This window comes from Lactococcus sp. EKM203L (assembly GCF_011800585.1).
Classification (GTDB): domain Bacteria; phylum Bacillota; class Bacilli; order Lactobacillales; family Streptococcaceae; genus Lactococcus; species Lactococcus lactis.
Genome location: NZ_JAALEQ010000004.1, coordinates 116,034 through 140,139 on the forward strand (window position 1 = coordinate 116,034; position 24,106 = coordinate 140,139).

A 24,106-nucleotide genomic window follows, 5' to 3' on the forward strand; every position below is an offset into this window, starting at 1 on the left:
ACAGAGACAAATAGTCTCTCAATCACATTTTATAAAGAGGTACAAATGAGTATTATTGGACAAACAATCTCCGCGATAATCGTGGAAGAAAGTGAACGTTTCTATTTTCTCCAAAAGGGAGAAGATTTATTACGTTTAGATAAAACAGAAGGTGAACATACAGTTGGCGATGTGGTAACTGGTTTTGTTTATGCGGATAAAGATGACCATCGTCGTTTGACGACTTTGGAACAAAAAGCAACAAATGAGCATTATGGTTGGGGAACGGTAACAGCTGTACGTAAGGACCTTGGTGCCTTTGTTGACACAGGTTTACCAGGAAAAGATGTGGTCGTCTCTCTTGATGATTTGCCACTCGAAAAAGACCAATGGCCAAAAGTTGGTGACCAACTTTATGTGAAATTAATTATTGACAGAAAAGAGCGAATTTGGGGTCATTTAGCATGGCATGAAGATTTCTGGAATCTTGCAGGTCCTGGTTATGACAACATGCAAAACCAAGATTTACGAGCAATTGTTTATCGAAATAAAGAATCAGGAACATTTGTTTATTTGCCTGACAACAATATGCTAGGATTTATTCATCCAAATGAACGTTTCTCAGTTCCACGTGTCGGTCAAGAACTTCAAGTTCGTGTTATTGGTTTTAGAAAAGAAGACCGTAGTCTAAATCTGTCAGCAAAACCACGTGCTTATGAAATGCTTGATGCTGATAGCCAAATGATTTTAGCTTATCTTCAATCAATGGGCGGGAAAATGGCATTTAATGACAAATCAAATCCAGATGAAATAAAAGCAACTTTTGGAATCTCAAAAGGACAATTCAAAAAAGCGCTTGGTGGTTTGATGAAAGCTAAAAAAATCAAACAAAGTCCAGAGGGAACAGAATTAATCGGAGAATAATTTACTGACAGCTTCTTTAGAAATACTAAGCTTAATTTAAAAGCATTTGTCAGTAAATTCTGTCAGTCTTATGACTTATAAAAATTTCTGTCAGTAAAAAAGTAGCTTAATTGGCTACTTTTTTTTGAGCTATGCTATAATATTTCACAAGACAAACAAAGTGAAGGAGAAATAATGGCAACAGAAAGAGCAATATTTGCAGGTGGATGTTTTTGGTGTATGGTTCAACCTTTTGAAGAACGAGAAGGGATTTTATCTGTGATAAGTGGCTATACAGGTGGAAATGTTGAAAATCCAACTTATGAACAAGTAAAAAAACACTTGACTGGTCATACAGAAGCAGTAGAAATTATTTTTGATAATAGTAAAATTACTTATCAAAGTCTTGTTGAACTTTATTGGACACTCACGGACCCAACAGATGCTTTTGGTCAATTTGAAGACCGTGGGGATAACTATCGTCCAGTCATTTTTGTTGAAAACGAAGAACAAGAAAAAATTGCCAAAGAAAGCAAAGCGCAATTGCAAGCCAGCGGAAATTTTGATTCACCTATTGTGACAAGTATTGAAGCCGTTCAAAAATTCTGGCCAGCAGAAGACTACCATCAAGGATTTTACAAAAAAAATCCAGAAGATTATGCCCAATCAAGTAAAATTCGTCATGATTTTTTGGAAAAACAATGGGAAAAATAATTAATTTTTCGACTTAATGATAATAGAAAGAGAAAATGACTTTTTATAATTACCTTATGCGCCATCGCGCACCAGTAGAAAAAGATGATGCAACTCGTCTTGCAAATTTAGTTTTTCAAGACCCGCTTTTTCCAAAACAGTCTAAAGATTTCGATGAAATTTCGACTTATTTAGAAACCCAAGCCCCATTTTATTTTAATCTTACCCTGTTTGATAATATTTGGGAAAGTTATTTAGAAGCTTAAATTAAAGTAATTTGGAAATATGTTCTAAAAAAATAGGGTTGACTCACTCTATTTTTTTTTGTAAAATTTTTAAGCAAAATCATCTTCTAGTTTTTCCTTATCCAAAAGTTTAATCATTCGTCCTTGACGGCTAATAATTTTATTTTCTTCAAAAACCTTGATTTTACGTGAAATTGTTTCTGGACTGGTTCCGATATAATTGGCAAGCTCCTTGAGTTTCATTGGAATTTCAAAATAAATGCTATTAGAAGTGGCAGATAGATTCAAAAAGTAATGTGCAAGACGTGCTTCAACATCATCTAGTGCCAAAAATCCTGCTTGGTGCTCAGCAGCTAGATATTTTTTAGCATTAAGTTTTAAAAGTTGTAATGAAAGACTAGGATAAGTCGTTAATAATGTCTCAAAATCAGATTGACGCAAGAAACAAATCGTAGAATCAATCATGGCCTGACCGTAAAGTTGTCCGTTGGTCACGCCAAGTAAGGCTCCTTCGCCTTCATAATCACCTGCTTCGATGATTCTTAAAAGTTGCTCTTTACCACTTTGTGAAAGTTGTGAAATTTTAAGTGCACCTTGAGCTACAATGACTAATAAAGGTTCTTTGTCAGGGCTAATAATAATTTCACCTTTTTTAATTTTTTTGTGTTCAACAATTTTTTCGACCTTAGTTAAATCTTGTTCAGCAAGTTTTTCAAAGAGTGGAACTAATTGGACGCAATGATGATTATCTAAAGTCATTTTATTCTCCTTATTTGAGTAGATATTTTTCCTGAAAGATTTTCTTTAATTATAACCTTATTTTTAGTCATTTGCGACAGTGAAATTCTTGGATAGTATTTTTTTATGAGGAATTAAACGCATTGCGTTGAGAATAACCAATAAAATACTTGCTTCATGGACAAACATTCCAGTCGCCATATTGACATATTGTCCAATAAATCCTGAACTATTCCCCAAGATTAATCCGGAAAGAAGAAAGATTACAACAAAGAGAGCAATTAAAATATTTTGTCTCATATTTTTCCTTGTACTTTTTGCAAGGGAATGAGCATAAGAAAGGTTATCAAAATTAGAACTCATAAGGACAATATCCGAAGTTTCAATGGCGATGTCAGTCCCAGATGACATTGCGATTCCCACATCGGCAAGGGCAATACTAGGGCTATCATTAATACCGTCGCCTATAAATGCCACTTTTTTACCAGCTAGTTTATAGTCTTGCACGATTTTTGCCTTGTCTTCAGGTAGGAGATTAGCGTAAACCTGACTGATTCCCACTTGTTGTGCAATTGATTGAGCGGTACTTTCATTGTCGCCTGTCAGCATTATCAGCTCTTTAATCCCTTGTTTTTTGAGTCTGGTCAATGTTTCTTTTACATTTGGTCGGATTTCGTCAGTAATTCCATAAAGTAAACGCACCTTATCATCAGCAATTAATACTGTTGAAAGTCCATGTTTTTGAAGTTTCATTAAATCATTTTTTTGTTGAGCGTTTAAAAAAATTTGATGATTCTCAAGGAGTTTTTCGTTTCCAATCAATAAATGGTCAGCAGAAATCCCCTGTCCTTTTATGACTTCGATATTTTGAAGAGGTACTTTAGTAAATTCACCGATTTCATCAATGATTGCTTTAGCTAAAGGATGATCTGATTGACTTTCAAGCATAGCGACCTGGTTGATAAGTTCGGTAGAAGCGCCATAATTTTTAGTAATGGAGACCTGAGTCTTTCCTTTGGTAAGTGTTCCCGTTTTGTCAAAAAGAAGCAGGTCAGTCTGACTAAAATTAGTCATGATATTTCCACCTTTAATTAAAATTCCCTTTTTGGCTCCATTCCCTATCCCTGCGACATTACTGACAGGAGGTCCAATGACAAGGGCACCCGGACAACCTAAAACTAATAAAGTAATTGCCAACTTGATATCTTGACTGACAATGAAAATTAAAAAAGAGAGAACTAAAACACTAGGAGTATAATATTTTGCGAAACGGTCAATAAATTTTTCAGCAGAGGATTTTGTATCTTGAGCTTCTTCCACTAATTCAATAATTTTACCAAAGGTGGTATCCTCTCCTACCTTTTCAGCTTGAATCAAAAGACTTCCATTTTCAAGAAGTGTTCCAGCAAAAACCTTATCTCCGACTCCTTTTTTTATTTCAGCGGACTCCCCACTAATACTTGATTCATTGACAAAACCAGCCCCCTCATAAATAGAGCCATCTACAGGAATTTGAGCGCCAGTTTTTACTAATAATTCGTCATTAATCTTGACATCATCAATATCAATGACTTCTCCAGAAATCCGAAGAGCGGTCGAGGGAGTAATTTCTGTCAAAGATTTAATGGAAGAACGTGTTTTTTCTAAAGTTTTCTTTTCCAAAAAAGCTCCGAATGCGAAAAGAAAAGTAACAATTGCTGACTCCTCATACTCTTGAATAAAAAGAGCAGCAATAACAGCAATTGATACCAATAATTCAATTGAAACTTGTTTGAATTTAAGTGCTTGGACTGCTTGAAAAGCAATTGGGACAAGACCAATAAATGTAGCTAATAAGAGTGCAAAGGCCCAAAGAAAATAAGAATTCAAAAGATATTTTCCACTATAAGCGATTAAAATTAATAAGGCTGAAAGACCAGTTAATTGATTACTATATTTTTTTAGTAAAGCTTGAAGTTTCATGAATTAACCTTTCTTGGTTTGATAGTTCTATTATAGATTACTTGTAACTTAAAAAAATTGATAGCCATCAAGAAAATTAACCTTTCGTAAACAAAGAAAAGTTGACATCAGTCCTTTTTTTTGATAGAATACTCAGGTATGTGAATTTTCACATGCAAGGCGTGGAAGCTGTAAAATACAGCATCATACCACATCACGAAAACAAAATATAAGGAGAATTTATCGTGGCTAAACAAGTAGAAAAACTCGTTAAATTACAAATCCCTGCCGGTAAAGCAACACCAGCTCCACCAGTTGGACCAGCTTTGGGTCAAGCAGGTGTTAACATCATGGGATTCACAAAAGAATTCAACGCTCGTACAGCTGACCAAGCTGGTATGATCATCCCAGTTGTTATCTCAGTTTATGATGACAAATCATTTACATTCATCACAAAAACTCCTCCAGCAGCAGTTCTTTTGAAAAAAGCAGCAGGCGTTCAAAAAGGTTCTGGTGAACCTAACAAAACAAAAGTTGCTTCAGTTACAAAAGCACAAATCAAAGAAATTGCAGAACTCAAAATGCCTGACCTTAACGCGTCATCAGTTGAAACTGCAATGTCAATGATTGAAGGTACTGCAAAATCTATGGGATTCACTGTTACTGACTAAAAATTTAGACGAATTACTTCGTTGACAGAACCCTCACCTACTTAGGTAGGCTTCGGAACCTGTCGCCTCGTACTTCGACTAAATTTTCGAGATTTACATTTTGTAAATTCAGAAAAAGTCACACATGCAATCCACACATTTAGTGGAAGGCTGTTACTCTTGTTGTTATAAAAGAACTATTAGTTCATCTGAGCGGCGCGGAGCGAGAAAATAGCTTCCGACGTTTAGTATAAAGACCGTGTTTGGAGGGAATATTTTCCTTTGAGCGCAGCAGAGCGAATTTTCAGACGCAACAAGGAAGACAGACAACCGATATTACCACAAGGAGAAAATAGAAATGGCTAAAAAAAGTAAAGCATTGCGCGCAGCGATTGAAAAAATCGACGCAACTAAATTATACAGCGTAGAAGAAGCTGTAGCACTTGCAAAAGAAACTTCATTTGCAAAATTTGATGCAACTGTAGAAGTTGCTTACAACCTTAACATCGACGTTAAAAAATCTGACCAACAAATCCGTGGAGCAATGGTATTGCCAAACGGTACTGGTAAAACTGCTCGTGTTCTCGTTTTCGCTAAAGGTGCGAAAGCTGAAGAAGCTACAGCAGCTGGTGCAGACTTCGTTGGTTCTGATGAACTCGTTGCTAAAATCAACGGTGGATGGTTGGACTTCGACGTTGTTATCGCAACACCTGATATGATGGCTGTTGTTGGACGTCTTGGACGTGTCCTCGGACCACGTAACTTGATGCCAAACCCTAAAACTGGTACAGTTACTATGGATGTAACTAAAGCAGTTGAAGAATCAAAAGCTGGTAAAGTTAACTACCGTGCTGACAAAGCTGGTAACGTTCATGTTCCAATCGGTAAAGTTTCATTCGATACAGAAAAACTTGTTGAAAACTTTAAAGCTTTGAACTCTGTAATTGCAGCTGCTAAACCTGCTGCATCTAAGGGAGCTTACATCACAAACCTTTCTGTTACAACTACAATGGGTCCTGGTGTTAAAGTTGATTCTGCATCATTCTAATAACAATAAAAAAAGAGAAAAATATTTTTCTCTCTTTTTATTTATTGTAGAATATAAAAAAACATGCTAGAATGAGGTATGTTATTATTTCTATGGGCTTATACAACAATTATCTTTGCAATTGCCTATCTTTTTCAAGTTCTAAACCTGACGCTGATTGGATTAGAGGTCGTTACCATTCTCATTCTTTTTATCAGTTTTTGGGAAAGTACCAAAGGAAGACATTGGCGAATTATTGGAATGAATATTATTAATATTATATTCATAAGTATTCTATATTTTTCACAACATACCTTTACTTACATTCAACATCATGATGTCGAAAAAATGCTGGTCATAGTTGTTAGTTTTGTCTTGTCCCAATTATTGGGGATTTTCTGGGGGAGACAGTTTTATAAACATCAAGAAAAATCAAAAAAATAAAAGGGTTGAAATTATTCAACCCTTTTATTTATTTGATTAACAAGTTCATTAATTTTTTCAACTCTAGGTTGGATGGAAATTTGAAATTCATCTACTTTTTTTTGAATATCTTTTCCAACTTTTTCTGCTTTGATACCTTCTTCTTGAACGCGTTCCACATTTACTTTCATCGTGTTGACTTCTTCTGACAACTCGCCAATGATATTTTTTAAGTCTTTAAATAATTCAATCATAGTAATGTCCTTTTATTGGCCATTGATTTCTTTAGCAATTTCAGCTAAATCATAATCATGAGCAGTGAATTTTCCAACGAAACCATCATTTTCATCAAAACGAGGAATAAGGTGAATATGAGTATGGAAAACAGTTTGACCAGCGATTTCTTCATTATTTTGTAAAATATTCATCCCTTTAGCATGAAGATTATTAACAATTTTGTTGGCAATAAAAGGGACTTTGCTGAAAAGTTCAGCTGATTGTTCGCCTGTCATTGAAAGAATGTTACGATAATGTTTTTTGGGAACCACTAATGTATGCCCTTTAGTTGTTTGAGTGATATCAAGGAAGGCAAGAACATCATCATCTTCATAAATTTTGGTGCTAGGAATTTCACCAGCGATAATTTTGCAAAAAATACAATCTTCCATTTGATAGGTCCTCCAGTAGTAATAATGACTCTTTACTCAAAGTCAAAACTTATAATATACTTAGATTATATTATAAATAAGCTAAAAATCCCAGTAATAATGCTGAAACTTACTAAATCGTAAGGGAATTGCCGAAAAAGGGAAATTCAAATATGTTATAATAAATAAAACTTTTATTTATTATAACTTAAATTTAAGCATTTTTTATTTTATAAATTTGATATAATGTAATGAAAATTATTCTTCTGTTTAGAGAAAGTGTGGGGGAGTTTAGGAGTATGGTGAGAAAAAAAGCTAAGAAGAAAAAGAATGCTAATCAGCCACTTGGTTTGATTTTTAAATATTTGCGAGAGTTTTCTAAGTTTTGGTTTGAATATCTTTCGATTTTTGTTGGGGCAACTATAGTCATCACACTTGTTATTATTCCACTTTTAGAATCCATTTCTGAGCTTATTATGCGAGTTAGTGGAATTCCTTATGTTTCTTATAATAATCTTGGAAACTTGCTTCAGCAGCATTTCTTAGGAGTTTTGGGGCTCGTAGTTGTCTTATTTGTGCTCATCTTTTTGGTTTATCTGCAATTCATCGTTCAGTTTCAAGGAATTCGTTTGATTCAGGCGAGAACTTTTAGTTTAAAAAGTTTATTTAGGCAAGTTATTTCGGATCTTAAAAATGTCAGAATTCAACAATTAGTCTTTTTCGTATTTTATTTTCTATTAATTATTCCTTTTGGACGTTATGTCTTTAGTACGCCACTTTTGTCGAAAATTAAAATTCCTGTTTTTACATTTGAATTTTTCTTTAAAAGTTGGCAAAATATGCTAATTTTGTTCCTATTTTATGCTATAACATTTTGGATTAGTACCCGTTTAATTTTGACTCTTCCACTGATGATTTTAAAAGGTCAATCATTGAAAGTAGCAATAAAAGAAAGTTTAAAACGAACAAAAGGAGTTAGAAATTTTTTCAGACTATCTGTTTATTTTGGACTTATCGGTTTATTTAGTATAATAATGCAGGGGCTTCTTTTTATTGGCGGCTACTTTGCCCAAGATTATTTGGATAAAACTTCTTTTGCCCTTGTGGGAGCAGTGTCAATACTGGATTTGATTTGGTTGGGAAGCTCTATTATATCTACCTTGAGTTTGGTCATGCTTTTTAGTTACTTGATGAGAGAAGCTGACTTGGAAGCCTTTGAAATTTCAGAAGTAGTAAAAAAATCTCCGAAAGTTAGAAGAAAATATAAAATAATTTTTTCTACTTTAGCTGTTTTAATTTTTGCTTTAGTGAGCTGGACTTATGTTGAAGGATTTATGGATACTGTCCCTTTAACCATTTCACATCGGGGAGTTGATGAAGAAAATGGGGTGCAAAATACAATTCCAGCCATGGAAGCTACGGCTAAATCAAAACCAGATTATGTTGAAATGGATATTCAGGAAACAAAAGACCATCAATTTGTTGTTTTCCATGATCCAACTTTAAAAGATTTAGCCGGAATTGATATTCCGCCACAAAAACTTACCTTAGCAGAATTGACGAATACAGTTGTTTCGGAAAATGGGAAAAAGGCTTTAATCCCAAGTTTTGATGATTATTTAGCGGCTGCTGAAAAAGTTAACCAAAAATTACTGGTTGAGATTAAAGTTTCTCCATTTGATTCTCCAAAGATGGTTGAAAATTTTAGTAAAAAATATGGTGCACGTCTTTTAAAAGATAAGGCTATGATTCATTCTTTAGATTATAATGCTCTTTTAATTGAACAAAAAATTAATCCTAAGATTAAAGTGAGTTTCATCCTTCCGTTCAACTTACTTTTCCCACAAACTAAGATGTCGGCCTATACCATGGAGGCCACAACACTCAATAGTAGTTTTGTGGATAAAGCTCAGGCAAGAAAGCAGATGGTTTTTGCTTGGACGGTCAATGACGAAACGGATATGAGAGAACAGATGTTCAATGGAGTAGATGGAATTATTACAGATAATCTTGATGACTTAAAAGAAGTTATCGCCGAGGATGATGATAATCCGAGCTATGCGCAACGTATTTTAAGAATGACTTCAATAATAAATATAGAATAAGATTGAAAAGAGGAATGTATGTTAAAAGTAACAAATCTAACAGGTGGCTATTTGGGGCATCCTGTCTTAAAAGACCTTAATTTTGAAATTAAAGAAGGTGAGTTAGTTGGACTCATTGGTTTAAATGGTGCAGGAAAATCGACGACAATTCAAGAAATTATTGGACTTTTGACTCCTTATTCTGGACAAATTGAATTAGACGGCTTAACTTTACAACAAGATTTAGAAGGCTATCGTAGAAAAATTGGTTTCATTCCAGAAACACCAAGTTTGTATGAAGAATTGACTTTGCGTGAACATATTGAAGTGACAGCTTTAGCTTACGGGATTTCTGTTGACTTGGCTTTTGAACGTGCTGAAAAATTATTAGAAACTTTCCGCTTGAGTGATAAATTAGATTGGTTCCCTGTGAATTTTTCAAAAGGGATGAAACAAAAAGTGATGATTATCTGCGCATTCTTAGTGGAACCTTCGCTCTATATTGTTGATGAACCTTTTATGGGACTTGACCCGCTTGCGATTCAGGATTTGATTGACTTGATGATTGACATGAAAAAATCAGGAAGTTCGATTTTAATGAGTACACATATCTTGTCCACAGCTGAAAAATTCTGTGATAAATTTATTGTTTTGCATGAAGGTCAAGTTGTTGCTTTTGGAACAGTAGAAGAATTGCGTACTCAATTTAATCAGCCTAAGGCAAGTTTAGATGAAATTTATCTTGCCTTAACAAAAGGAAATATTCCAAACTCTAAAGAAGTTGTAGAGGCAGGAAAGTCAAATGAATGAAATTTTTAAAAAACGACGTAACCTTTGGTATAAGCAAAATATAAAATATCTTCGTTATGTTTTTAATGATCATTTTGTTTTGTTCCTGATGATTTTATTAGGAGCTTTGGTAGTTCAGTACATTAACTTTCTACAAATTCATCAGCTGAATTTATGGGGCAAAATTATTTTAGTTATTTTGATCAGTTTGGCTAGTCAAATTGTGGGACGTTTGGCAACATTTATTGAGAGTCCAGATAAAGTTTTTTTACTGACAAAAGAAATGGAAGTTCGGGCATATTTAGTAAAATGTTTAATCCGATCTTTGATTATTCCAGCAGTTGTGTCAGCACTTTTGGTTTTGATTGCTGCTCCATTATTAAGATTTAATCCTATTTTCTTAGTCCTTTGGTTCGTCTTACTTGTCGCAATCAAAGCGGCTTGGTTGGCTTACAAAATTTGGTCTTCTCAAAAAAGTGGACTTTTGGATTGGGCTTTCTTGATTGATTTAGAAGAAGGACGAAAAACAGGAACTTTAAGATTATTTTCACTGTTTACGAATGTTAAGGGACTTAAATCACACAGTCATCGTCGGAAATATCTTGATTTTCTACTGACGAAAACAAAAAGAACTTATGAGTATCTATTTACAAGAAGTTTTTTACGCTCAGGAGATTATCTTGGTTTAACGATTCGTTTACTTATTTTGTCAATTTTAGCGATGATTTTTATTAATAATGGAATTGTTGCCATTATTATGGTGGTTGTATTTAACTATTTGCTTATTTTTCAACTTTTATCATTACAAACGGCTTTTGATTATCAACTTTTAACAAGAATTTATCCACTGAAAAAAGCGGCTAAAACAGCTGGTTTACGGGTGCTTATTTTTAGAGTGATGATGTTTGTGACAATTGTTGAATTGATTCTGTCATTAATTTTTGTTCGACCATTTTTCTTGAGTTTGATTATATTACTTACGAACTTTTTACTGACAAAATTTTATGTTAGATTCCGACTTAAAAATAAATAAAAAAGTTACTGATAGAATATCTGTCAGTAACTTTTTTATTTATAATTTGATAATTTTTGTGCCATGAACATAATTTGTTCCGGTTAATTGAGCGAGGTTTTCAAAGTTTTCAGCATTGACACCCCCGCCAATAATAATGTTAATTTTTCCCTTAGCATAGTCAATGAGACTTTTAAGTTTGTCAGTATTTAAGGGTTGGTCAAGTGGCCCACCGTGCGTCAAAATTTTATCTACGCCAAATTCGACAAGTTGGTCAATTGCTTTTTCTTGATCAGTGACTTCATCAAAAGCCATGTGGAAAGTGATTGGGAGCCCTTGTGCGGCAATGCTCACTGTTTCAAGTGCGTCAGTATCTATTTCATTGTCAGGAGTAAGGGCACCAAATACAATGTTTTGGGCACCAGCTTCAACAGCTTTAAGGGTGTCAGTTTCAATAATTTTAAGTTCATGAGAATTATAAACAAAATTACCACCGCGAGGACGAATCATGACAGCAAGAGTTGTCTTACTTTCGGCAACATATTTGGCAGCTTCTTCAATGACACCATAAGAAGGAGTGGTTCCTCCAACGGCGAGGTTGTCGCAAAGTTCAATTCTCTCAACGCCGGCTTGAAGCGCTTGAGGAATTTTGGTAAAATTTTCAAGGCAAAGTTCTCGGATAATCATAATTTCTTCCTTTCATCTACTAAAATTATTATAACATGATTATCTTGTTTAACTTAAAAAAATTACAAGAATTATTTTAAATAAAAAGAATGAAAGTGATTATGCTAGAATAGAACTATGTTAAAATATAGAGCTTTAATCCTTGGTATATAAGGGTTGTGCTGATTATCAATATATTTTTTTACGCTTTTTACTACGTTCGACCCTAAAAGTCATAATGCTTTTAAGATATTGCTGAATTTTTCGGCAGTCTCTTTTTCTTTACTTTTCGCAAGGTGGCTATATGTGTTCATTGTGATAGAATAATCCGCATGACCTAATCGTCTTTGTATCTCTTTAGGGTTCACATCATTGTTCATTAACAAACTGGCGTGAGTATGACGGAAACCATGAAAGCCAATGTTAGGAACTCCAGCATGCTTGAAGTGACTAACTAACTTTAGCCTTTCTAATTCATAGGTCCTAGTTTTTTGATGATATGAAAATACCAAAGAATCATGTAAAGAGATAGCTCCGTCATTTTGGCTTTTTTGCCATACTTTTAAGAGCTGAATCGTCTCGCTATCTAAAAACAATATTCGATTACTTTCTTTCGTCTTTGTTCCTTCTTTTATCACGTTGCTTTGTTGAATCAATGTTTTTGTTATACTGACGGACTTATCACTAAAATTAATATCAGACCACGAGAGCGCCAAAGCCTCCCCAACACGTAACCCAGTGGCAAGAAGTAGCTTATATAAGGTTTTGCTTTTTTGATTGGTGACAGTCGGATCTAATGTATCAAGATACATTAAAAACTGCTTTAATTCCACGTTATCAAAATACTTGATTTTATTACTTGTCCTTGTTTTTAGCTTTGGAGGAAAGACCTTTGTGGCTGGATTGTCTTCAATTGCTCCTAGTTGCATGCCAAAATCAAGAATCCTTTTTATGAAATTAAGAAGTAGTTTATAATCTTTACATTTTCCTTTTTCACGTCTACCGTTTACTATTTCAGCCGTGTTGGCATTCTGAGCCCATTTATTGACAAGTTCCTGCAATAATACTGGCGTTATCTTAGAGAGCTTATATGAACCAAGAGGAGGTAGTATATAATTATGCAAGTAATTGTCAGCAACACTAACACTATTCTCTTTAACTGTCAGCTTATAACTCTCAAACCAACTCAAAGCCAAAGATTCAAAGTTATCAAAGACGACTTTTTCCCTTGCGATTGTTGATCCATTATTGATAAAATTATTTATAGATTGGTGTGCTTTGGTCTCACACATCTTACGACTTTTAGCAGTTACACTTGTTCGTACTTGCTTGCCAGTTAGACTATCTACACCCAAATAAACGTTTGTGCGGTACACTTTTGTACCGTCTTTTTTTGTATATTCTTTAATATTCATATTATTTCTTCCTTTCCATTTTGTACTAGTGTCAGGCAAGGCATGTACGAGGATTGAGAAATATTTTATATTAGAGATTACACAGATAAATTAGAGAGGAATTCCTAGACTTGAACCGGTACCTGGGAATGCTGGTAAAATCTCAGCAAGAGTTTTGGGCAATGTACTATAAAATTTACTCACACTTGAAGAGAGATTACTATTTATGGCATCTAACGTAAAATTTGTCTGCATACGCCTGATGACATTGGGGATATACTCTCCTTTTTCTATTAGATTCTTAGCTTTAGTCAGCACTCTACGTTCTTCTTCTGTTATACTTTCACTCAGTATAAGATCATAAAGTTCATTTAAAAATTGAGTCTTAATCCGAGAAGATTTTTCATTTTCTACCATATTATGCTCCTATCGTATCGTAATAGTCTTTACTATGGTTTTACTTATTCCGTTTTAGAATGATGTAACCCTTGTGCTAAAGCCTCACCTTCAGTCATCGAAATAACAGGATTTTTTGGTATAGGATGAATTGCAGTTTGACTGTACCAGTAAACATTAGTTGTCCCATTATTAACAACATAAACCGTTCTGCTATTTGGATCGCTCGCTGTGGTAGTCTCAGTATCTTGAGAGTTTCGTTCAAGAGCTATAGCTGCTTCTTGAGAGGATGAGGCCAACTCATTTGATTTAGAAATACTATCAGCCACACTAGCTGAACTTTCAGCAATTGATTTAGATTCTGACTCACTTTTAGCAATTGATATTGACGCAGATTGTCTCTCTATACTTTCTGACTCTGAAATAGAGTAACTTTTACTGAGAGATTCTGATTCTGATTGTAATGAAACTGATTCTTTAAAAGATTTGTCACTACTTGAGTTATCCTTTGTGGGTGATGTGGAACAAGCAGACAAAGAAACAACTGCTAATATAGTAATCATACACAACCAAATTTTTTTCATAAATACCTCCTATCAGCTTTTAACGTGGTTCAGGTTTGCACGAATTTAGCATTATTCACGCGCGTGATATGATATTTGTATTTTGTTGGGGCTATGTGACTATTCCAATCTATTCAGATTCGATAAAAATAATACACCTCCAATAATAGCTAAAATCCCACTAATTAATTTTCCTATAAAAGGAATAAAAAAGAGACCACTGGCAACAATAAATATTATAGGAGGAGATTTGTGTACATTTTCTAACGCATTATATTTTTTTTAAGATAATACCCCTATTACTAACAAAAGAATAACAACAGTGATATTAATAATAGCTATTCCAACAAGTAATGGAGCATGTCTTTGCACCATAAACTCTACTGTTTGCACGCTTGCTTCGGTTGAGGGAGAGTTATTAGAGGCAGAGGTTATTCTATGCCATAGGGCAAGATTAGTAACACTGGTAAATCCTCCGCCTATTATCCCGATTAGTCCGGAGTATTCTGTTAAGGTTCTAGTATCCATGAAAAGCACACAACTTCTTTCTTTAATGTAATGAGATTTTGACTAGGTAGAACTAGTAATGATTTACCTAATAGATAAGTATATCTTATAAGTTTGGTTTGTTCGGCCAAAAAGTTATGAAAAGAAATATTAAATAGATTAATATTGCTATTAAATATAAATAGGTTAAGTTACTTACTGCATAAACACCAAGTATTGTAAGAGGTAAATTTATCAATCCTTCATTTTTATTAGATGATTCAAAGATAAGAATGGGAGATATCGCTATTAACATCGTAGATATATAACCAGTAATGATAGATAATACACCAGTTAAAATAACTTTTTTCTTTGGTTTTAGTATTTTTTTCAATAGTAGTCTGTAAAAAATATTATGCATTATCATTATATCTATGAAAAATATTATGATAGTTATTAATGAGTAAGTAGACAATATTTAGCCTCCATTGTGGTTAGTTCAATCTTTAACTGACCTATAAACGGGATTAATCATAGGATTGTGAGTAGTATTTGGGATTGTAGGACTTATTAAAAAGGGAAACCCAAAGTTGTCGCACCCTTTGCAAGTCGCTAATTTGACGAATACAAAAATGAAAATTTCGGTGTCGCTCTTGTTCTGAACAATAGTTATACCAACATCACATAGGTTTTGAACAAAAATGTTCAACTGCTGTTTTGACCTAATGCAAGGATTATTTACGTCAGTTATCCTCAAATTGATGGGAATGAACATGCTAACTTCAAAGTTTCCTTATTAATTGTTGGCAAATGTTGGCATTGAATCGACTTGGTAAGACGTTTTAAATCATCTTAAAATAAAGATAGTAGGCTCCTATCATCATAATTAATATGACTGCAAGTACAATTAACATTATTATTTCCGTTGCTATTCTCCCAGTTATTGATTTCTCTTGTGAATTTATTGTTTTTTTTGACATGAAAGTTGGTACAAGCAATAAAACTATTGGAAATATAAAAATAGTTGCTTTGCTCCCCCAATTACTAGGAATTAATGTTATGCCCCATTGAATAGGTATAATATTTGGTAATTTCATATAAAGATATACAGATACCATAGCAAAAGGTATTGAAAGTAGTAAGAAAAAAATCACTATCTTAGAATAAACTTTATCAATGAATAACAAAAACTTCATAATTCATCTCCTACCAGTTTTTAGTGACTGGAAACACATAGATTTACAATATCATGTTTATAATCAATTGTTTGTTATATTAATACCAATAGAATACAATCAATGCAAAAATACAAGCCAAACTTAAAACTGTTGGAAACGTAAATTTGGTAAGCCAAGATATTTTTCCTTTAGTAGTACTTGGATTTACTGAATATCCTTTTTTTATTATTGATGGAACAGAAAAACTTATAGTATTGTCTTTATATTCTTTCTTTAGCGAAGTAAACTCAGATAAGTAGCTAGTTAATAATAGAATAGCTGTGAGAAGCATAGACATAAAACCTAATTTAAGGTTCATCATTAAAAAGCTGATGATTGTAATAGCACTAGAGATAAGCGAGCCTATTGTAGAACTCCAAAATAATGACTTATATTTTTTTATTTCTCCTTTATTCATTTATAATACGTTTCCCCTTCACGCGCCCAAGCGCTTTTTATTTTGCGTTCCTAAAAAATACATGCTTCAGTACTCTTTGAAATAGTTAAGTTGCCAGTTTTGAGTCTTTTGCGCAGTAGAGTTTAAATTCTTACACCAGGACGGGTAAAACCTCATAGCCATTTTTCCTTTTTGGTTTTCATTCGATAAAATCCTGTTTTTCACAGCGGCTTCTTTAGGAATTAAGAATATCCCTCGCTCATCTTCATCATTTATTAAAATCGCAAGCATCTCTATACTATCTAGTTCTGAAAATGGATGATTAACGTTTTGACTATCTTTTTCCCAAAATGCTACAAAGTATCCGTCTTTCTTAGGAGTTTTCTTAGCTAACCGAGAACGTACAATTTTGTTATTACTAGCAAGTTGAATAACCATGCCCTCATACTCGCTGTTTTGTTCCTCATAGTTAAGAATTTCAAAGTTTCCAATACTGTCTTTCAAAATGTTTATAGATTTCATAAAATCATACTCCTTCCAGCGCTTGTTTATTTTGTATTCCTAAAATTTAGAACTTGTTATATAGATTTGAACATTAGCATTTCTAAGCATGGATTTATACAAAAAAACAGATAAAAAGTAAGATAGAAATTGACAAATGTTACCACAAGGTTAATCGAAAGGAGTTTGATTTTCTGCATCAGTAAGTAAGGGTTTACCGTCTTTATCAACTATTACAGAGATACCACTATTATTTACAGCTAAATATTGAACACCCGTTTTGTTATCAGTAATAACAGAAATGCCTTGAGTTATTCCTCCAAGCTCAACATCAAAACGTTCTTTTACTCTTTTACTTTGTTGCACCGATTTCATTTTTCTCCTTGCCAGTTTTTAGTGACTGGAAACACATAGATTTACGAATTCACGCGACCAGGCGCTATTTATTTTGTACTCCTAAAATATAAGAATTGTATAATTCCAGTCAACTTATATTTTCTCTTCGTTATTCCATGGAATGCAAGCTAGTATAAGGATAAAATACCATAAGAAAACAATTGGAGATGAACGTAAAAAAGGGTAACACGCTAAATTTAAGACCACTAAAAAATAAGACAAGTAAGTCGCGCGGTCATCTCCTTCTTTATATTCTTCTTTAAATTTCTCCGGCAAGTCATCGCGTTTAGCCACACTTCGCCTCCCTAAGATATATATGACACTACCACCAAATACTAATATAAGCCATATCGTAACCCAAAATATGGAAGGAATCTCCAATTTATCTGTTAACAATAAATACAAAATATATCCAAATTCGATAAGTAGAGCAAGCCCAAGGAATAAATTTATTTTATTTTTAGCTTTGCGTTTCTGGACTCTCCTTTTTTTCATAAGTTTTTTACACTCCTAAATATTATTACAAATTTTTCTATGAACCTTAGCATTGCAAAGCATAAGTTGTCTGAAAAACACTAAAGTAATGCACAAAAAGTTACAGATACAGCTATTTTCAACTGTTTTAATATATCCGTCAGTCATTGATATTGCTGACTTTGCGCGTGTTTTATGATTTTTGGTAGTGTCACCTATTGCATTACCAGTACTAAATAATACTAAAGGTTTGAGCTTATAGTGAATTGCTATAAGCCTTTTGATGCGGGCAATTTTCCCTTGGTTACTTTTTGAAACTTTAGAGCTATGTTAAGAAATGTTAAGGTTCACATTATATATATAAATCTAAGCATTTCTAAGTATACTGGTGCTGGAACATTATAATTAAGCGTTTTATAAGTCTCCTGTAAGAAATTGCGCTTTTCCTCCAAAGAAACTCCAGTCTTCATCACTATTAACGGTCAGATTTATCATTATATCCTCTGGTCTTATTCCAAGATTTTCATTCAATCTAGAAACCAATTCTTTATAAAAATTAACTTTTTGTTCCACAGTTCGTGGGCGAGTGACTAAACTAAAAACTATTACTTTATCTGTGCGATTTACTCCCAAACCAGTATCAAGTATCTGCATTTCAAATATTTCATGTTGAGTTACAATTTGATAGCGGTCTCCCTCGGGTGCTTCAAAAGCTTCTAACATGACCCGATAAGAGATCTCAAGTATTTGCGTAATTTCATCAGTTGAATAGCTATCTTTAATCATATCAAGTTTCATTAATGGCATTTTTTCTCCTTTTAACCAGTTTTTAGTGACTGGGAACACATAATTAGATAGGTGGTAATCAGTTAATAATCTTTGATTGTTCATTAGCAATGCGTGAGGCTATCTTTTTCTGCAATGCTTCAATGTCTTCTTTGGGTCTTTTATTCCATTCTTTCACTTCTTCAATAACTTTTAAAGGAGAAGTGGAGCGATAGGAACGAGTAGGATTTCCCGGGAATTTTTTATCAGTAACATTTGGATCATCCTCAAATTCCCCCATAGGTTCAACTAAATAAACACGAGGAGGTTCACTACCAACAGCCATTTGAGCAGCAAAACCTGCACCATCTTTTATTGCTGTGAAATAAATATGGTTCATAACCACTCGTGAATCATAATTTGATACAAAACCAGGCTTCAAAAAAGCTCCTATACCTAGTTTTGCTTTTGTGCCATGATAAAACGGCCCACTATCAATAATACTTTTCAATTTCTTCCCCCTCTAATTTTTTCTTTTTGTCAAAATACCTAAAAATGTATACGATGTGAACCAAATCCAACTATCCATCCAATCACAATTAGAACTTTTAGCCAAAACATTATACGTTGATAATGCCTTTTTTCTTGAAGTTTAACTACTCTTCGCTTCATAAACATTTACTTTATCTCACCCCTTTTTATAGATACTTATTACTTTCTAAGTCTTTAGAGTTATATTAAAATCTATCGCAACTGTAACCTCTTAATATCCACTAATTTCCAGTGAATGTAACAGTGTAAACAAGACTTTCTTTTCTATAAAAATTTACATTGTATTCAATTCCAAACTCCTGTTTTTTTTACTTTACATTTATCGTAACCAGTTTCAGTATAAAAAGATTTAGCTAACCTCTCTATATCTTTATTAGAGGCGTATTTAAGTTTCTGTAAAGTTGAACCTTTCATATCCCACGATACAATCATGCTATTATCTTCTTTTTTGATTCTTGCTCCATGTTTAGAGGAGTCATCTATAATCTCAGTGATATTTTGGTGGGTATTAAGCTTATTACTCATGTTTTCTTGGGTTACTCCTACCCATATCACCGCAATAGGACTAAGGTAAATGACAAAAGCAATCAGAGGAATAATAAAAATTAAACAGCCAATAGTTATCCCAAATTTTGTATTTGATTTCGTTTTTACCAACTCAAGGTCATCTAAATCATCATTCATAATTTATCTTTTCCAATATTTCTAAACTTGCATACTTCCCCCACCAACTCAAACCAGCACAGCTCATACAGCAACGCACGCGCCTCGTCATAGGCGGTGTTGACTAATGAATTAAAATAAACTTTCTGCTAAATGATTATCACTTAATATTATTTTTTAAATATCAAAACCATTGAATGATAAATTAGTTTTCAGTCTTGAAATGATTTCTTTTTCAAGATTATTAGCATACCTTGTCATCTCGGTTGAACTGTCTACGATAAAGGCCATTTCTCTGATGTTCTCTTGCGCTTCATCTTTATAATAATCAAGCACAAAGTTATCAATTGCAGTTTTTACTTTTTGGAAAACCGTTTGTTTTATAGCAATCGAAATTGATGTAAAATCTTCTTTATCTACTTCTTTATTTAAATACTCAAGGAAATTTCTCATAGTTTCTGGAAAATCTAAGTTTAGAAATTCTTCTTTATGAAACGAATCATCATCATCTTGTATTGTTTCAAAATGTTTGGTTAGTTTCCCAACAAATTCGACTATCGTTACATTTGTATTGAATTTATTAATTTTTATATAAATTGATAATTCGCTATTTTCTACTTCTGTGGATATTTCAAAATCATAAGGAGTGTAATCAAAAAAGTCCTTAGGCTCTATTTGTAGTTGATTACATATTTTGTTTAAAGTATCATAGTCTATTTGAGACGAGGCGTTATTTGTTATTCTTGTTAAAGTGGATTGAGCTATTCCTGTTAAAAGGGATAGCTTTTTTGCTTTCATAGTTCTTTCAGCAAGTAATACATTGAGTCTATTTATTATCATTCTCAAATCTCCTTTTTTACAATATTAGCACATGCGCTAATTTAAGTCAATATATAATAATTAATTTTTACTATTGACTTATTAAATTAGTTTTGATATTATTGTTTCACGCTCAAATAATGAGCGGATGTGAAAATTAAAAACCAAAGGAGCTAACCAAATGCTTACAAATAATTTTTCTGTTTTACTAGCTAAAAATCAATTCAAAGCAAATTCATTTTCGAGTTGCACAGGTATATCTGAGAGCACGCTATCGTCTTTCGTAAATATTGCAGATAATGGAAAAGATATAAAATTATCAACTCTTATTAAGATATGCAACTATCTTGACTGTACTCTTTCAGAACTTATCGAATATATTCCAGAACCAAACTCAAAATAATCATCTTACTAAGAACAAACAGCACGGTTTGCGAAGCTTTCCGTAATGTGCTTACGCAACTATCCAGCCGTTGCAAGTATTGGTGGATGATTCTCACAGCCTACGCATGGCTATAAACTACTGTCCTAACATGACCGCGATGTCTTTAAACGAAGTAGAAATCGGGGAAAATGAAAGACTTAGCATTTTTAACCAGTCCAGATATGAGTAAAGCTGAGGTGGTAACTAACCATGTCGTGATTGCTCAATATGCAGGACTTAATAAAATTTCAGTTCGTAAACTGATTGATAACAATATTTCAGACCTTGAGGAACTCGGTAAAGTGTCATTTGAAATGACAAAAATAACCGAGGGGAGAGGACGGCAAACTAAGATTTATCAACTTAATCGTAACCAAGCAATGTTACTTATTACGTGGTTGGATAATACCGAACCAGTTCGAGCTTTTAAACTAGCTCTTGTAAAGCGTTTTGATGAGTTAGAGAAAACCATTCAAACCTGGACAAAAGAAAGAGCAGCCGAAAAGGCTACTACTCGAAGTTTAACAGACGCAGTTCAGAATTGGGAACATACCAACCCACACGCGCAAAGTAATTTCAGAAAGTTGTTAACCAAGTGTGCTACTGGCTTTCCTTATACCAAAGTGCAAGCACGAGGAGATAAAGGCGTTCCAATGGTTGACTTACTGACAGCCGAAGAATTACAGAAATATAAACGATTGAAAGCATTAGTCATTCCGCTACTAGATTTGGGAGAAGAATATAACGACATCAAAGCTACACTAGAAAAATACGCAACAAAAAAAGCCGTGAACGCTCCCCAGCAATAAACGACTTTAAAAAATTAGCATGATCACGCGCTAACGTGATTTCATGCTCTTATTTTACCATAATGGGAGGAATTTTCAACATGAACAAACCACTAAACAAAGAAACTTATATCCTAGACGATTCAATCGCTTTCGAACTCATGGACTTATTAAAAGCCAAAGCAAGACACTTTATACAGCTTAATGAGTACGTCTATCGCCTATTTGACGGTAAAAGCGTAGTGACATTTACAACTTTGTCAAATGACATTCAATTAGAAATAGTTCGAGGGTAAGGATATGACAACGATAGATATTACCGAACAAGCCCTAGGTACCCAATCATCTACTTTTAAAATAGAAGATTTAGAGAAAGCTCGAACTTTTGAAAATAAGCATTTTATGATTATGTCAGTAAAAATGAACTCTGAAACAGGTCATCAAGTAATTTTAAAAACTGAAAAAAATAAAAAACCTATTATATTTTTTAACCTAAATAAAGCCCCATTTCGTATTAAGATTACGCATGAATTTGCTGAAAACTGGAAAATCAGACGAGAGATTAAGCAATCTCAAATGAACAACAGAAGCCCAGAGGGGCTATATCCCCTAGTGGAACAAGTAGAAAACGGTATAGCGAAATTTTATGACCAAGAAGAAATTGAACATTGGGGAAACTGGCAACGTGCCTTTGCTTATGAGGATATTTACGAAGTAGCCTTTAATCGAGGTGTCCGTCACGAAAGAAAGCGAAGAAAAGCCAAAAACAACCCCCTAACTGCTTTTGACTTAATTAGCGCTGATGATGTTATAGAACTTTCTCATGATCTGGGAATTAGTGAAGATAAGCTAACTTATGCAGTTATGGAAGTTATTTCTAAAAGGAACAGTGGAGGCCAGCAATGAGGTTTGCGGAAAATATCCAGGCTTTAAGAAAATCGAAAAATATGACTCTTGAAGAATTAGGCGAGGTTTTAGGGAAAAGAAAATCTACTCTTTCAAATTGGGAAAATGGACACAGAACACCTAAATTAAGTGAACTACCAGCAATCGCCAAGTTTTTCAAAGTCATAATAAGTCAATTGTTAGAGGAGAAAATCAGCCATGAATGACGACACTCTAACGAAGCTTGTGGCGCGTGGCTTAGTAGATACTGTGATTACACTATTTAAAGTATATGCGCATAAATTACTTGACCTCAAAAAAGACCGCAAACTTCCTTACATTTCTAAACAACAAGTTATGAAAGAAATGGATATATCAGACGGAACACTTGATAATTGGGAAAAGCATGGCTTGAATCGATACAAACCGCGATATAAAACTTCACTTATTTACTATTTAATCGATGATATTTGTAAATTCATTGTATTAGATAACTAATTTTTCAGGCAAGGCAAAGAGGATTGAGGAATGAAAAATATTATTAGAGCTTGTTCTTATGTGACTGGAGTTGATAGTCCAGGTATGAGAAACTTAAAAGCCTATCATACAGAGCTGACAGACAAGCAGATTGAAGCATTAGACGCTTTAAACGTGAATCAAGGTATTTTATACGGTTATACTTATAAACCAAATAAAGCCAAAACTGGGACACGTTTTGAGGGAGAAAAAGAGGGCGGAGAAATTAGCCTATTTGACGAGGTAACGAAATGATAGAAAAATATCAGGGTTATACTGCAGTCAGAAAAGTTGGCCAAGGATTTCGGCCAGTAGGAAAACACTCATTTAAGATGATTTACAATGCACGAGCGGTCAAATATGACTTAATACAGCAGTTTGAAGCAAGTACAGGCATTCTCTTACCTAGCGGAGTGAAAAGCAACTTATGCACGCAACCAGTGCCGATTTTAGGTAAAGAGCTGGCTGTTATGAAATTACAGATAGAGGAAACTAAGCCATGAAAATTATGATTGATGTCCTTGAAAATGAAAGCAATAAGGACAATTTAGAGTATCTTATCAGCGATACAAGCAATGAAGCTATTACTGTTTTAATGTTTGCCTTGATTGGCGAAGCTAGACAGAGAGCAAGCTATGAGCAATTTTTGGAAACCATAACTAGAATTTGGGGGTATCTCAATGAAGATAACTGACTTACAAAAATTAGATCAAAACATTATTAAATTTCTTTCTGAACATCGAGGAATTGAGCAAGCTGTCAAAGGTAGAATTTTAGCACAAAACCTTAACATTGATTTTCGTACTTTGCAGAGCAGAATTGAGTACCTACATAAGCAAGGATGTGCAATTGGTTCAATTGATAATGGCTATTTTATCCCAGTGAATGAAGCAGAACGCAGAGCTGGAATCATCAAGAAACAACGGACAGGTATTGCGATTAATAATGCAGTCAATGGTTACATTCTTGCGGAGCTTGATTGGATTGACCAACTCTTTGAGGAGGACTGACACAATGAATTGTTATTTATGCGGTAAGCTCCTAAAAGAAAATGAGATTATCCCCTATCAAGA

The 24,106-nt window shown here is 33.7% G+C and carries 36 protein-coding genes; 19 read left to right on the forward strand and 17 right to left on the reverse strand.

Annotation, left to right across the window (positions count from 1 at the left end):
• The first annotated feature begins 45 nt into the window (after positions 1-45).
• From HFD15_RS08870 to HFD15_RS08880, 3 genes are all read left to right on the forward strand, one after another.
• Positions 46-903: a S1 RNA-binding domain-containing protein gene (locus tag HFD15_RS08870; RefSeq protein ID WP_012898515.1), complete on the forward strand. Its 858-nt coding sequence runs from the start codon at positions 46-48 to the stop codon at positions 901-903.
• A 174-nt stretch (positions 904-1,077) separates the two neighbouring features.
• Positions 1,078-1,596, forward strand: coding sequence for a peptide-methionine (S)-S-oxide reductase MsrA (gene msrA / locus HFD15_RS08875; RefSeq protein ID WP_012898514.1), 519 nt, complete (start codon positions 1,078-1,080; stop codon positions 1,594-1,596).
• 35 nt (positions 1,597-1,631) lie between these two features.
• Positions 1,632-1,841 (forward strand): YozE family protein, encoded by a 210-nt coding sequence (locus HFD15_RS08880; protein WP_010906259.1) that lies wholly within the window; start codon positions 1,632-1,634, stop codon positions 1,839-1,841.
• Positions 1,842-1,910: 69 nt separating this feature from the next.
• Here the strand turns inward: HFD15_RS08880 and HFD15_RS08885 are convergent, their stop codons facing one another.
• Together HFD15_RS08885 and HFD15_RS08890 are read right to left on the reverse strand one after the other, a co-directional pair.
• Positions 1,911-2,579: a Crp/Fnr family transcriptional regulator gene (locus HFD15_RS08885; protein ID WP_039116230.1), complete on the reverse strand. Its 669-nt coding sequence runs from the start codon at positions 2,577-2,579 to the stop codon at positions 1,911-1,913.
• 63 nt (positions 2,580-2,642) lie between these two features.
• Entirely contained in the window at positions 2,643-4,520 is a 1,878-nt protein-coding gene (locus HFD15_RS08890) for a heavy metal translocating P-type ATPase (RefSeq protein WP_058207940.1), read from the reverse strand.
• Between the two features lie 224 nt (positions 4,521-4,744).
• Here HFD15_RS08890 and rplK point away from each other — a divergent pair, with 224 nt between their 5' ends.
• The 3 genes from rplK to HFD15_RS08905 all read left to right on the forward strand — a co-directional run bounded on the left by rplK (position 4,745) and on the right by HFD15_RS08905 (position 6,620).
• Complete coding sequence (gene rplK, locus HFD15_RS08895; RefSeq protein ID WP_004254643.1) at positions 4,745-5,170, forward strand: 50S ribosomal protein L11; 426 nt, start codon at positions 4,745-4,747, stop codon at positions 5,168-5,170.
• 337 nt (positions 5,171-5,507) lie between these two features.
• Positions 5,508-6,197 (forward strand): 50S ribosomal protein L1, encoded by a 690-nt coding sequence (gene rplA / locus HFD15_RS08900; protein ID WP_004254644.1) that lies wholly within the window; start codon positions 5,508-5,510, stop codon positions 6,195-6,197.
• Positions 6,198-6,275: 78 nt separating this feature from the next.
• Positions 6,276-6,620, forward strand: coding sequence for a hypothetical protein (locus HFD15_RS08905; protein ID WP_004254648.1), 345 nt, complete (start codon positions 6,276-6,278; stop codon positions 6,618-6,620).
• A gap of 11 nt (positions 6,621-6,631) precedes the next feature.
• Here HFD15_RS08905 and HFD15_RS08910 read toward each other — a convergent pair whose 3' ends face one another.
• Positions 6,632-6,853, reverse strand: a complete 222-nt coding sequence (locus HFD15_RS08910; protein WP_010906257.1) for a hypothetical protein — start codon at positions 6,851-6,853, stop codon at positions 6,632-6,634.
• Positions 6,854-6,865: 12 nt separating this feature from the next.
• Entirely contained in the window at positions 6,866-7,267 is a 402-nt protein-coding gene (locus HFD15_RS08915) for an HIT family protein (protein WP_004254651.1), read from the reverse strand.
• A 278-nt stretch (positions 7,268-7,545) separates the two neighbouring features.
• On the opposite strand from HFD15_RS08915, the gene HFD15_RS08920 reads away from it, so the two are divergent.
• From HFD15_RS08920 to HFD15_RS08930, 3 genes are read left to right on the forward strand one after another with little or no spacing between them, the layout of a single operon-like run.
• Entirely contained in the window at positions 7,546-9,351 is a 1,806-nt protein-coding gene (locus HFD15_RS08920; protein ID WP_058207939.1) for a glycerophosphoryl diester phosphodiesterase membrane domain-containing protein, read from the forward strand.
• A gap of 18 nt (positions 9,352-9,369) precedes the next feature.
• Positions 9,370-10,140, forward strand: coding sequence for an ABC transporter ATP-binding protein (locus HFD15_RS08925; RefSeq protein WP_004254655.1), 771 nt, complete (start codon positions 9,370-9,372; stop codon positions 10,138-10,140).
• A complete protein-coding gene (locus HFD15_RS08930; RefSeq protein WP_004254656.1) occupies positions 10,133-11,152 on the forward strand; it encodes an ABC transporter permease in 1,020 nt (339 codons plus the stop codon). Before HFD15_RS08925 ends, HFD15_RS08930 begins: the two co-directional genes overlap by 8 nt.
• Before the next feature lie 39 nt (positions 11,153-11,191).
• On the opposite strand, the gene HFD15_RS08935 is transcribed toward HFD15_RS08930, so the two are convergent.
• The 13 genes from HFD15_RS08935 to HFD15_RS08995 form a co-directional block, all read right to left on the reverse strand.
• Entirely contained in the window at positions 11,192-11,818 is a 627-nt protein-coding gene (locus HFD15_RS08935) for a copper homeostasis protein CutC (protein WP_017865091.1), read from the reverse strand.
• 212 nt (positions 11,819-12,030) lie between these two features.
• Positions 12,031-13,212, reverse strand: a complete 1,182-nt coding sequence (locus HFD15_RS08940; RefSeq protein ID WP_058207938.1) for a site-specific integrase — start codon at positions 13,210-13,212, stop codon at positions 12,031-12,033.
• Between the two features lie 90 nt (positions 13,213-13,302).
• On the reverse strand, positions 13,303-13,608 hold the full coding sequence (locus tag HFD15_RS08945) for a bacteriocin immunity protein (protein WP_058207937.1): 306 nt from the start codon (positions 13,606-13,608) through the stop codon (positions 13,303-13,305).
• A gap of 44 nt (positions 13,609-13,652) precedes the next feature.
• The gene (locus HFD15_RS08950) at positions 13,653-14,171 is read right to left on the reverse strand and encodes a hypothetical protein (RefSeq protein ID WP_058207936.1); all 519 of its coding nucleotides are present in this window, start codon (positions 14,169-14,171) and stop codon (positions 13,653-13,655) included.
• A gap of 1,307 nt (positions 14,172-15,478) precedes the next feature.
• Positions 15,479-15,832: a DUF1648 domain-containing protein gene (locus tag HFD15_RS08955; protein WP_058207932.1), complete on the reverse strand. Its 354-nt coding sequence runs from the start codon at positions 15,830-15,832 to the stop codon at positions 15,479-15,481.
• A gap of 79 nt (positions 15,833-15,911) precedes the next feature.
• Positions 15,912-16,271: a hypothetical protein gene (locus HFD15_RS08960; RefSeq protein ID WP_058207931.1), complete on the reverse strand. Its 360-nt coding sequence runs from the start codon at positions 16,269-16,271 to the stop codon at positions 15,912-15,914.
• 66 nt (positions 16,272-16,337) lie between these two features.
• On the reverse strand, positions 16,338-16,772 hold the full coding sequence (locus HFD15_RS08965; RefSeq protein WP_058207930.1) for a MepB family protein: 435 nt from the start codon (positions 16,770-16,772) through the stop codon (positions 16,338-16,340).
• A 150-nt stretch (positions 16,773-16,922) separates the two neighbouring features.
• Complete coding sequence (locus tag HFD15_RS08970) at positions 16,923-17,126, reverse strand: DUF6440 family protein (RefSeq protein ID WP_058207929.1); 204 nt, start codon at positions 17,124-17,126, stop codon at positions 16,923-16,925.
• A 114-nt stretch (positions 17,127-17,240) separates the two neighbouring features.
• Positions 17,241-17,642 (reverse strand): hypothetical protein, encoded by a 402-nt coding sequence (locus HFD15_RS08975; protein ID WP_058207928.1) that lies wholly within the window; start codon positions 17,640-17,642, stop codon positions 17,241-17,243.
• A gap of 393 nt (positions 17,643-18,035) precedes the next feature.
• Positions 18,036-18,428: a tautomerase family protein gene (locus tag HFD15_RS08980; RefSeq protein ID WP_058207927.1), complete on the reverse strand. Its 393-nt coding sequence runs from the start codon at positions 18,426-18,428 to the stop codon at positions 18,036-18,038.
• A 58-nt stretch (positions 18,429-18,486) separates the two neighbouring features.
• Positions 18,487-18,897, reverse strand: a complete 411-nt coding sequence (gene arr, locus HFD15_RS08985) for an NAD(+)--rifampin ADP-ribosyltransferase (protein ID WP_058207926.1) — start codon at positions 18,895-18,897, stop codon at positions 18,487-18,489.
• Between the two features lie 326 nt (positions 18,898-19,223).
• Positions 19,224-19,622, reverse strand: coding sequence for a hypothetical protein (locus tag HFD15_RS08990; RefSeq protein WP_058207925.1), 399 nt, complete (start codon positions 19,620-19,622; stop codon positions 19,224-19,226).
• Positions 19,623-19,778: 156 nt separating this feature from the next.
• On the reverse strand, positions 19,779-20,441 hold the full coding sequence (locus tag HFD15_RS08995; protein ID WP_058207924.1) for a helix-turn-helix transcriptional regulator: 663 nt from the start codon (positions 20,439-20,441) through the stop codon (positions 19,779-19,781).
• A 160-nt stretch (positions 20,442-20,601) separates the two neighbouring features.
• Here HFD15_RS08995 and HFD15_RS09000 point away from each other — a divergent pair, with 160 nt between their 5' ends.
• The 10 genes from HFD15_RS09000 to HFD15_RS09045 all read left to right on the forward strand — a co-directional run bounded on the left by HFD15_RS09000 (position 20,602) and on the right by HFD15_RS09045 (position 24,043).
• The gene (locus tag HFD15_RS09000) at positions 20,602-20,823 is read left to right on the forward strand and encodes a helix-turn-helix transcriptional regulator (RefSeq protein WP_054247270.1); all 222 of its coding nucleotides are present in this window, start codon (positions 20,602-20,604) and stop codon (positions 20,821-20,823) included.
• Positions 20,824-20,993: 170 nt separating this feature from the next.
• Positions 20,994-21,653, forward strand: a complete 660-nt coding sequence (locus HFD15_RS09005) for a Rha family transcriptional regulator (RefSeq protein ID WP_058207923.1) — start codon at positions 20,994-20,996, stop codon at positions 21,651-21,653.
• Between the two features lie 80 nt (positions 21,654-21,733).
• Positions 21,734-21,928: a DUF1655 domain-containing protein gene (locus tag HFD15_RS09010; protein ID WP_058207922.1), complete on the forward strand. Its 195-nt coding sequence runs from the start codon at positions 21,734-21,736 to the stop codon at positions 21,926-21,928.
• A 4-nt stretch (positions 21,929-21,932) separates the two neighbouring features.
• Positions 21,933-22,538, forward strand: a complete 606-nt coding sequence (locus tag HFD15_RS09015; RefSeq protein WP_058207921.1) for a hypothetical protein — start codon at positions 21,933-21,935, stop codon at positions 22,536-22,538.
• Positions 22,535-22,744 carry a helix-turn-helix domain-containing protein gene (locus HFD15_RS09020; protein ID WP_058207920.1) on the forward strand — a complete coding sequence of 70 codons (210 nt, stop codon included), beginning with the start codon at positions 22,535-22,537 and terminating at the stop codon, positions 22,742-22,744. Before HFD15_RS09015 ends, HFD15_RS09020 begins: the two co-directional genes overlap by 4 nt.
• Positions 22,737-23,015 (forward strand): hypothetical protein, encoded by a 279-nt coding sequence (locus HFD15_RS09025; RefSeq protein WP_058207919.1) that lies wholly within the window; start codon positions 22,737-22,739, stop codon positions 23,013-23,015. The genes HFD15_RS09020 and HFD15_RS09025 overlap by 8 nt, the downstream gene beginning before the upstream one ends.
• Positions 23,016-23,045: 30 nt before the next feature.
• Complete coding sequence (locus HFD15_RS09030) at positions 23,046-23,288, forward strand: hypothetical protein (RefSeq protein ID WP_098397334.1); 243 nt, start codon at positions 23,046-23,048, stop codon at positions 23,286-23,288.
• Entirely contained in the window at positions 23,285-23,536 is a 252-nt protein-coding gene (locus HFD15_RS09035; protein ID WP_058207918.1) for a hypothetical protein, read from the forward strand. The genes HFD15_RS09030 and HFD15_RS09035 overlap by 4 nt, the downstream gene beginning before the upstream one ends.
• Entirely contained in the window at positions 23,533-23,727 is a 195-nt protein-coding gene (locus tag HFD15_RS09040) for a hypothetical protein (RefSeq protein WP_058207917.1), read from the forward strand. Before HFD15_RS09035 ends, HFD15_RS09040 begins: the two co-directional genes overlap by 4 nt.
• Positions 23,714-24,043: a hypothetical protein gene (locus tag HFD15_RS09045; protein ID WP_058207916.1), complete on the forward strand. Its 330-nt coding sequence runs from the start codon at positions 23,714-23,716 to the stop codon at positions 24,041-24,043. Before HFD15_RS09040 ends, HFD15_RS09045 begins: the two co-directional genes overlap by 14 nt.
• The last annotated feature ends 63 nt before the right edge of the window (positions 24,044-24,106 follow it).

Excerpts from the sequence above, each read along its gene's own strand:
- HFD15_RS08870 (WP_012898515.1), top strand. The coding sequence starts at position 46 with ATGAGTATTATTGGACAAACAATCTCCGCGATAATCGTGGAAGAAAGT.
- HFD15_RS08915 (WP_004254651.1), bottom strand. The coding sequence starts at position 7,267 with ATGGAAGATTGTATTTTTTGCAAAATTATCGCTGGTGAAATTCCTAGC.
- HFD15_RS08940 (WP_058207938.1), bottom strand. The coding sequence starts at position 13,212 with ATGAATATTAAAGAATATACAAAAAAAGACGGTACAAAAGTGTACCGC.
- HFD15_RS08930 (WP_004254656.1), top strand. The coding sequence starts at position 10,133 with ATGAATGAAATTTTTAAAAAACGACGTAACCTTTGGTATAAGCAAAAT.
- HFD15_RS09045 (WP_058207916.1), top strand. The coding sequence starts at position 23,714 with ATGAAGATAACTGACTTACAAAAATTAGATCAAAACATTATTAAATTT.
- HFD15_RS08925 (WP_004254655.1), top strand. The coding sequence starts at position 9,370 with ATGTTAAAAGTAACAAATCTAACAGGTGGCTATTTGGGGCATCCTGTC.
- HFD15_RS08890 (WP_058207940.1), bottom strand. The coding sequence starts at position 4,520 with ATGAAACTTCAAGCTTTACTAAAAAAATATAGTAATCAATTAACTGGT.
- HFD15_RS09020 (WP_058207920.1), top strand. The coding sequence starts at position 22,535 with ATGAGGTTTGCGGAAAATATCCAGGCTTTAAGAAAATCGAAAAATATG.
- HFD15_RS08990 (WP_058207925.1), bottom strand. The coding sequence starts at position 19,622 with ATGAATGATGATTTAGATGACCTTGAGTTGGTAAAAACGAAATCAAAT.
- rplA (WP_004254644.1), top strand. The coding sequence starts at position 5,508 with ATGGCTAAAAAAAGTAAAGCATTGCGCGCAGCGATTGAAAAAATCGAC.
- HFD15_RS09015 (WP_058207921.1), top strand. The coding sequence starts at position 21,933 with ATGACAACGATAGATATTACCGAACAAGCCCTAGGTACCCAATCATCT.
- HFD15_RS08935 (WP_017865091.1), bottom strand. The coding sequence starts at position 11,818 with ATGATTATCCGAGAACTTTGCCTTGAAAATTTTACCAAAATTCCTCAA.
- HFD15_RS08920 (WP_058207939.1), top strand. The coding sequence starts at position 7,546 with ATGGTGAGAAAAAAAGCTAAGAAGAAAAAGAATGCTAATCAGCCACTT.
- msrA (WP_012898514.1), top strand. The coding sequence starts at position 1,078 with ATGGCAACAGAAAGAGCAATATTTGCAGGTGGATGTTTTTGGTGTATG.
- HFD15_RS09025 (WP_058207919.1), top strand. The coding sequence starts at position 22,737 with ATGAATGACGACACTCTAACGAAGCTTGTGGCGCGTGGCTTAGTAGAT.
- HFD15_RS09030 (WP_098397334.1), top strand. The coding sequence starts at position 23,046 with ATGAAAAATATTATTAGAGCTTGTTCTTATGTGACTGGAGTTGATAGT.
- HFD15_RS08880 (WP_010906259.1), top strand. The coding sequence starts at position 1,632 with ATGACTTTTTATAATTACCTTATGCGCCATCGCGCACCAGTAGAAAAA.
- HFD15_RS08910 (WP_010906257.1), bottom strand. The coding sequence starts at position 6,853 with ATGATTGAATTATTTAAAGACTTAAAAAATATCATTGGCGAGTTGTCA.
- HFD15_RS08885 (WP_039116230.1), bottom strand. The coding sequence starts at position 2,579 with ATGACTTTAGATAATCATCATTGCGTCCAATTAGTTCCACTCTTTGAA.
- HFD15_RS08975 (WP_058207928.1), bottom strand. The coding sequence starts at position 17,642 with ATGAAAAAAAGGAGAGTCCAGAAACGCAAAGCTAAAAATAAAATAAAT.
- HFD15_RS08970 (WP_058207929.1), bottom strand. The coding sequence starts at position 17,126 with ATGAAATCGGTGCAACAAAGTAAAAGAGTAAAAGAACGTTTTGATGTT.
- HFD15_RS08965 (WP_058207930.1), bottom strand. The coding sequence starts at position 16,772 with ATGAAATCTATAAACATTTTGAAAGACAGTATTGGAAACTTTGAAATT.
- HFD15_RS09010 (WP_058207922.1), top strand. The coding sequence starts at position 21,734 with ATGAACAAACCACTAAACAAAGAAACTTATATCCTAGACGATTCAATC.
- HFD15_RS09035 (WP_058207918.1), top strand. The coding sequence starts at position 23,285 with ATGATAGAAAAATATCAGGGTTATACTGCAGTCAGAAAAGTTGGCCAA.
- HFD15_RS08905 (WP_004254648.1), top strand. The coding sequence starts at position 6,276 with ATGTTATTATTTCTATGGGCTTATACAACAATTATCTTTGCAATTGCC.
- HFD15_RS09040 (WP_058207917.1), top strand. The coding sequence starts at position 23,533 with ATGAAAATTATGATTGATGTCCTTGAAAATGAAAGCAATAAGGACAAT.
- HFD15_RS08960 (WP_058207931.1), bottom strand. The coding sequence starts at position 16,271 with ATGAATAAAGGAGAAATAAAAAAATATAAGTCATTATTTTGGAGTTCT.
- HFD15_RS08995 (WP_058207924.1), bottom strand. The coding sequence starts at position 20,441 with ATGATAATAAATAGACTCAATGTATTACTTGCTGAAAGAACTATGAAA.
- HFD15_RS08945 (WP_058207937.1), bottom strand. The coding sequence starts at position 13,608 with ATGGTAGAAAATGAAAAATCTTCTCGGATTAAGACTCAATTTTTAAAT.
- HFD15_RS09005 (WP_058207923.1), top strand. The coding sequence starts at position 20,994 with ATGAAAGACTTAGCATTTTTAACCAGTCCAGATATGAGTAAAGCTGAG.
- HFD15_RS09000 (WP_054247270.1), top strand. The coding sequence starts at position 20,602 with ATGCTTACAAATAATTTTTCTGTTTTACTAGCTAAAAATCAATTCAAA.
- HFD15_RS08950 (WP_058207936.1), bottom strand. The coding sequence starts at position 14,171 with ATGAAAAAAATTTGGTTGTGTATGATTACTATATTAGCAGTTGTTTCT.
- HFD15_RS08955 (WP_058207932.1), bottom strand. The coding sequence starts at position 15,832 with ATGAAGTTTTTGTTATTCATTGATAAAGTTTATTCTAAGATAGTGATT.
- HFD15_RS08980 (WP_058207927.1), bottom strand. The coding sequence starts at position 18,428 with ATGCCATTAATGAAACTTGATATGATTAAAGATAGCTATTCAACTGAT.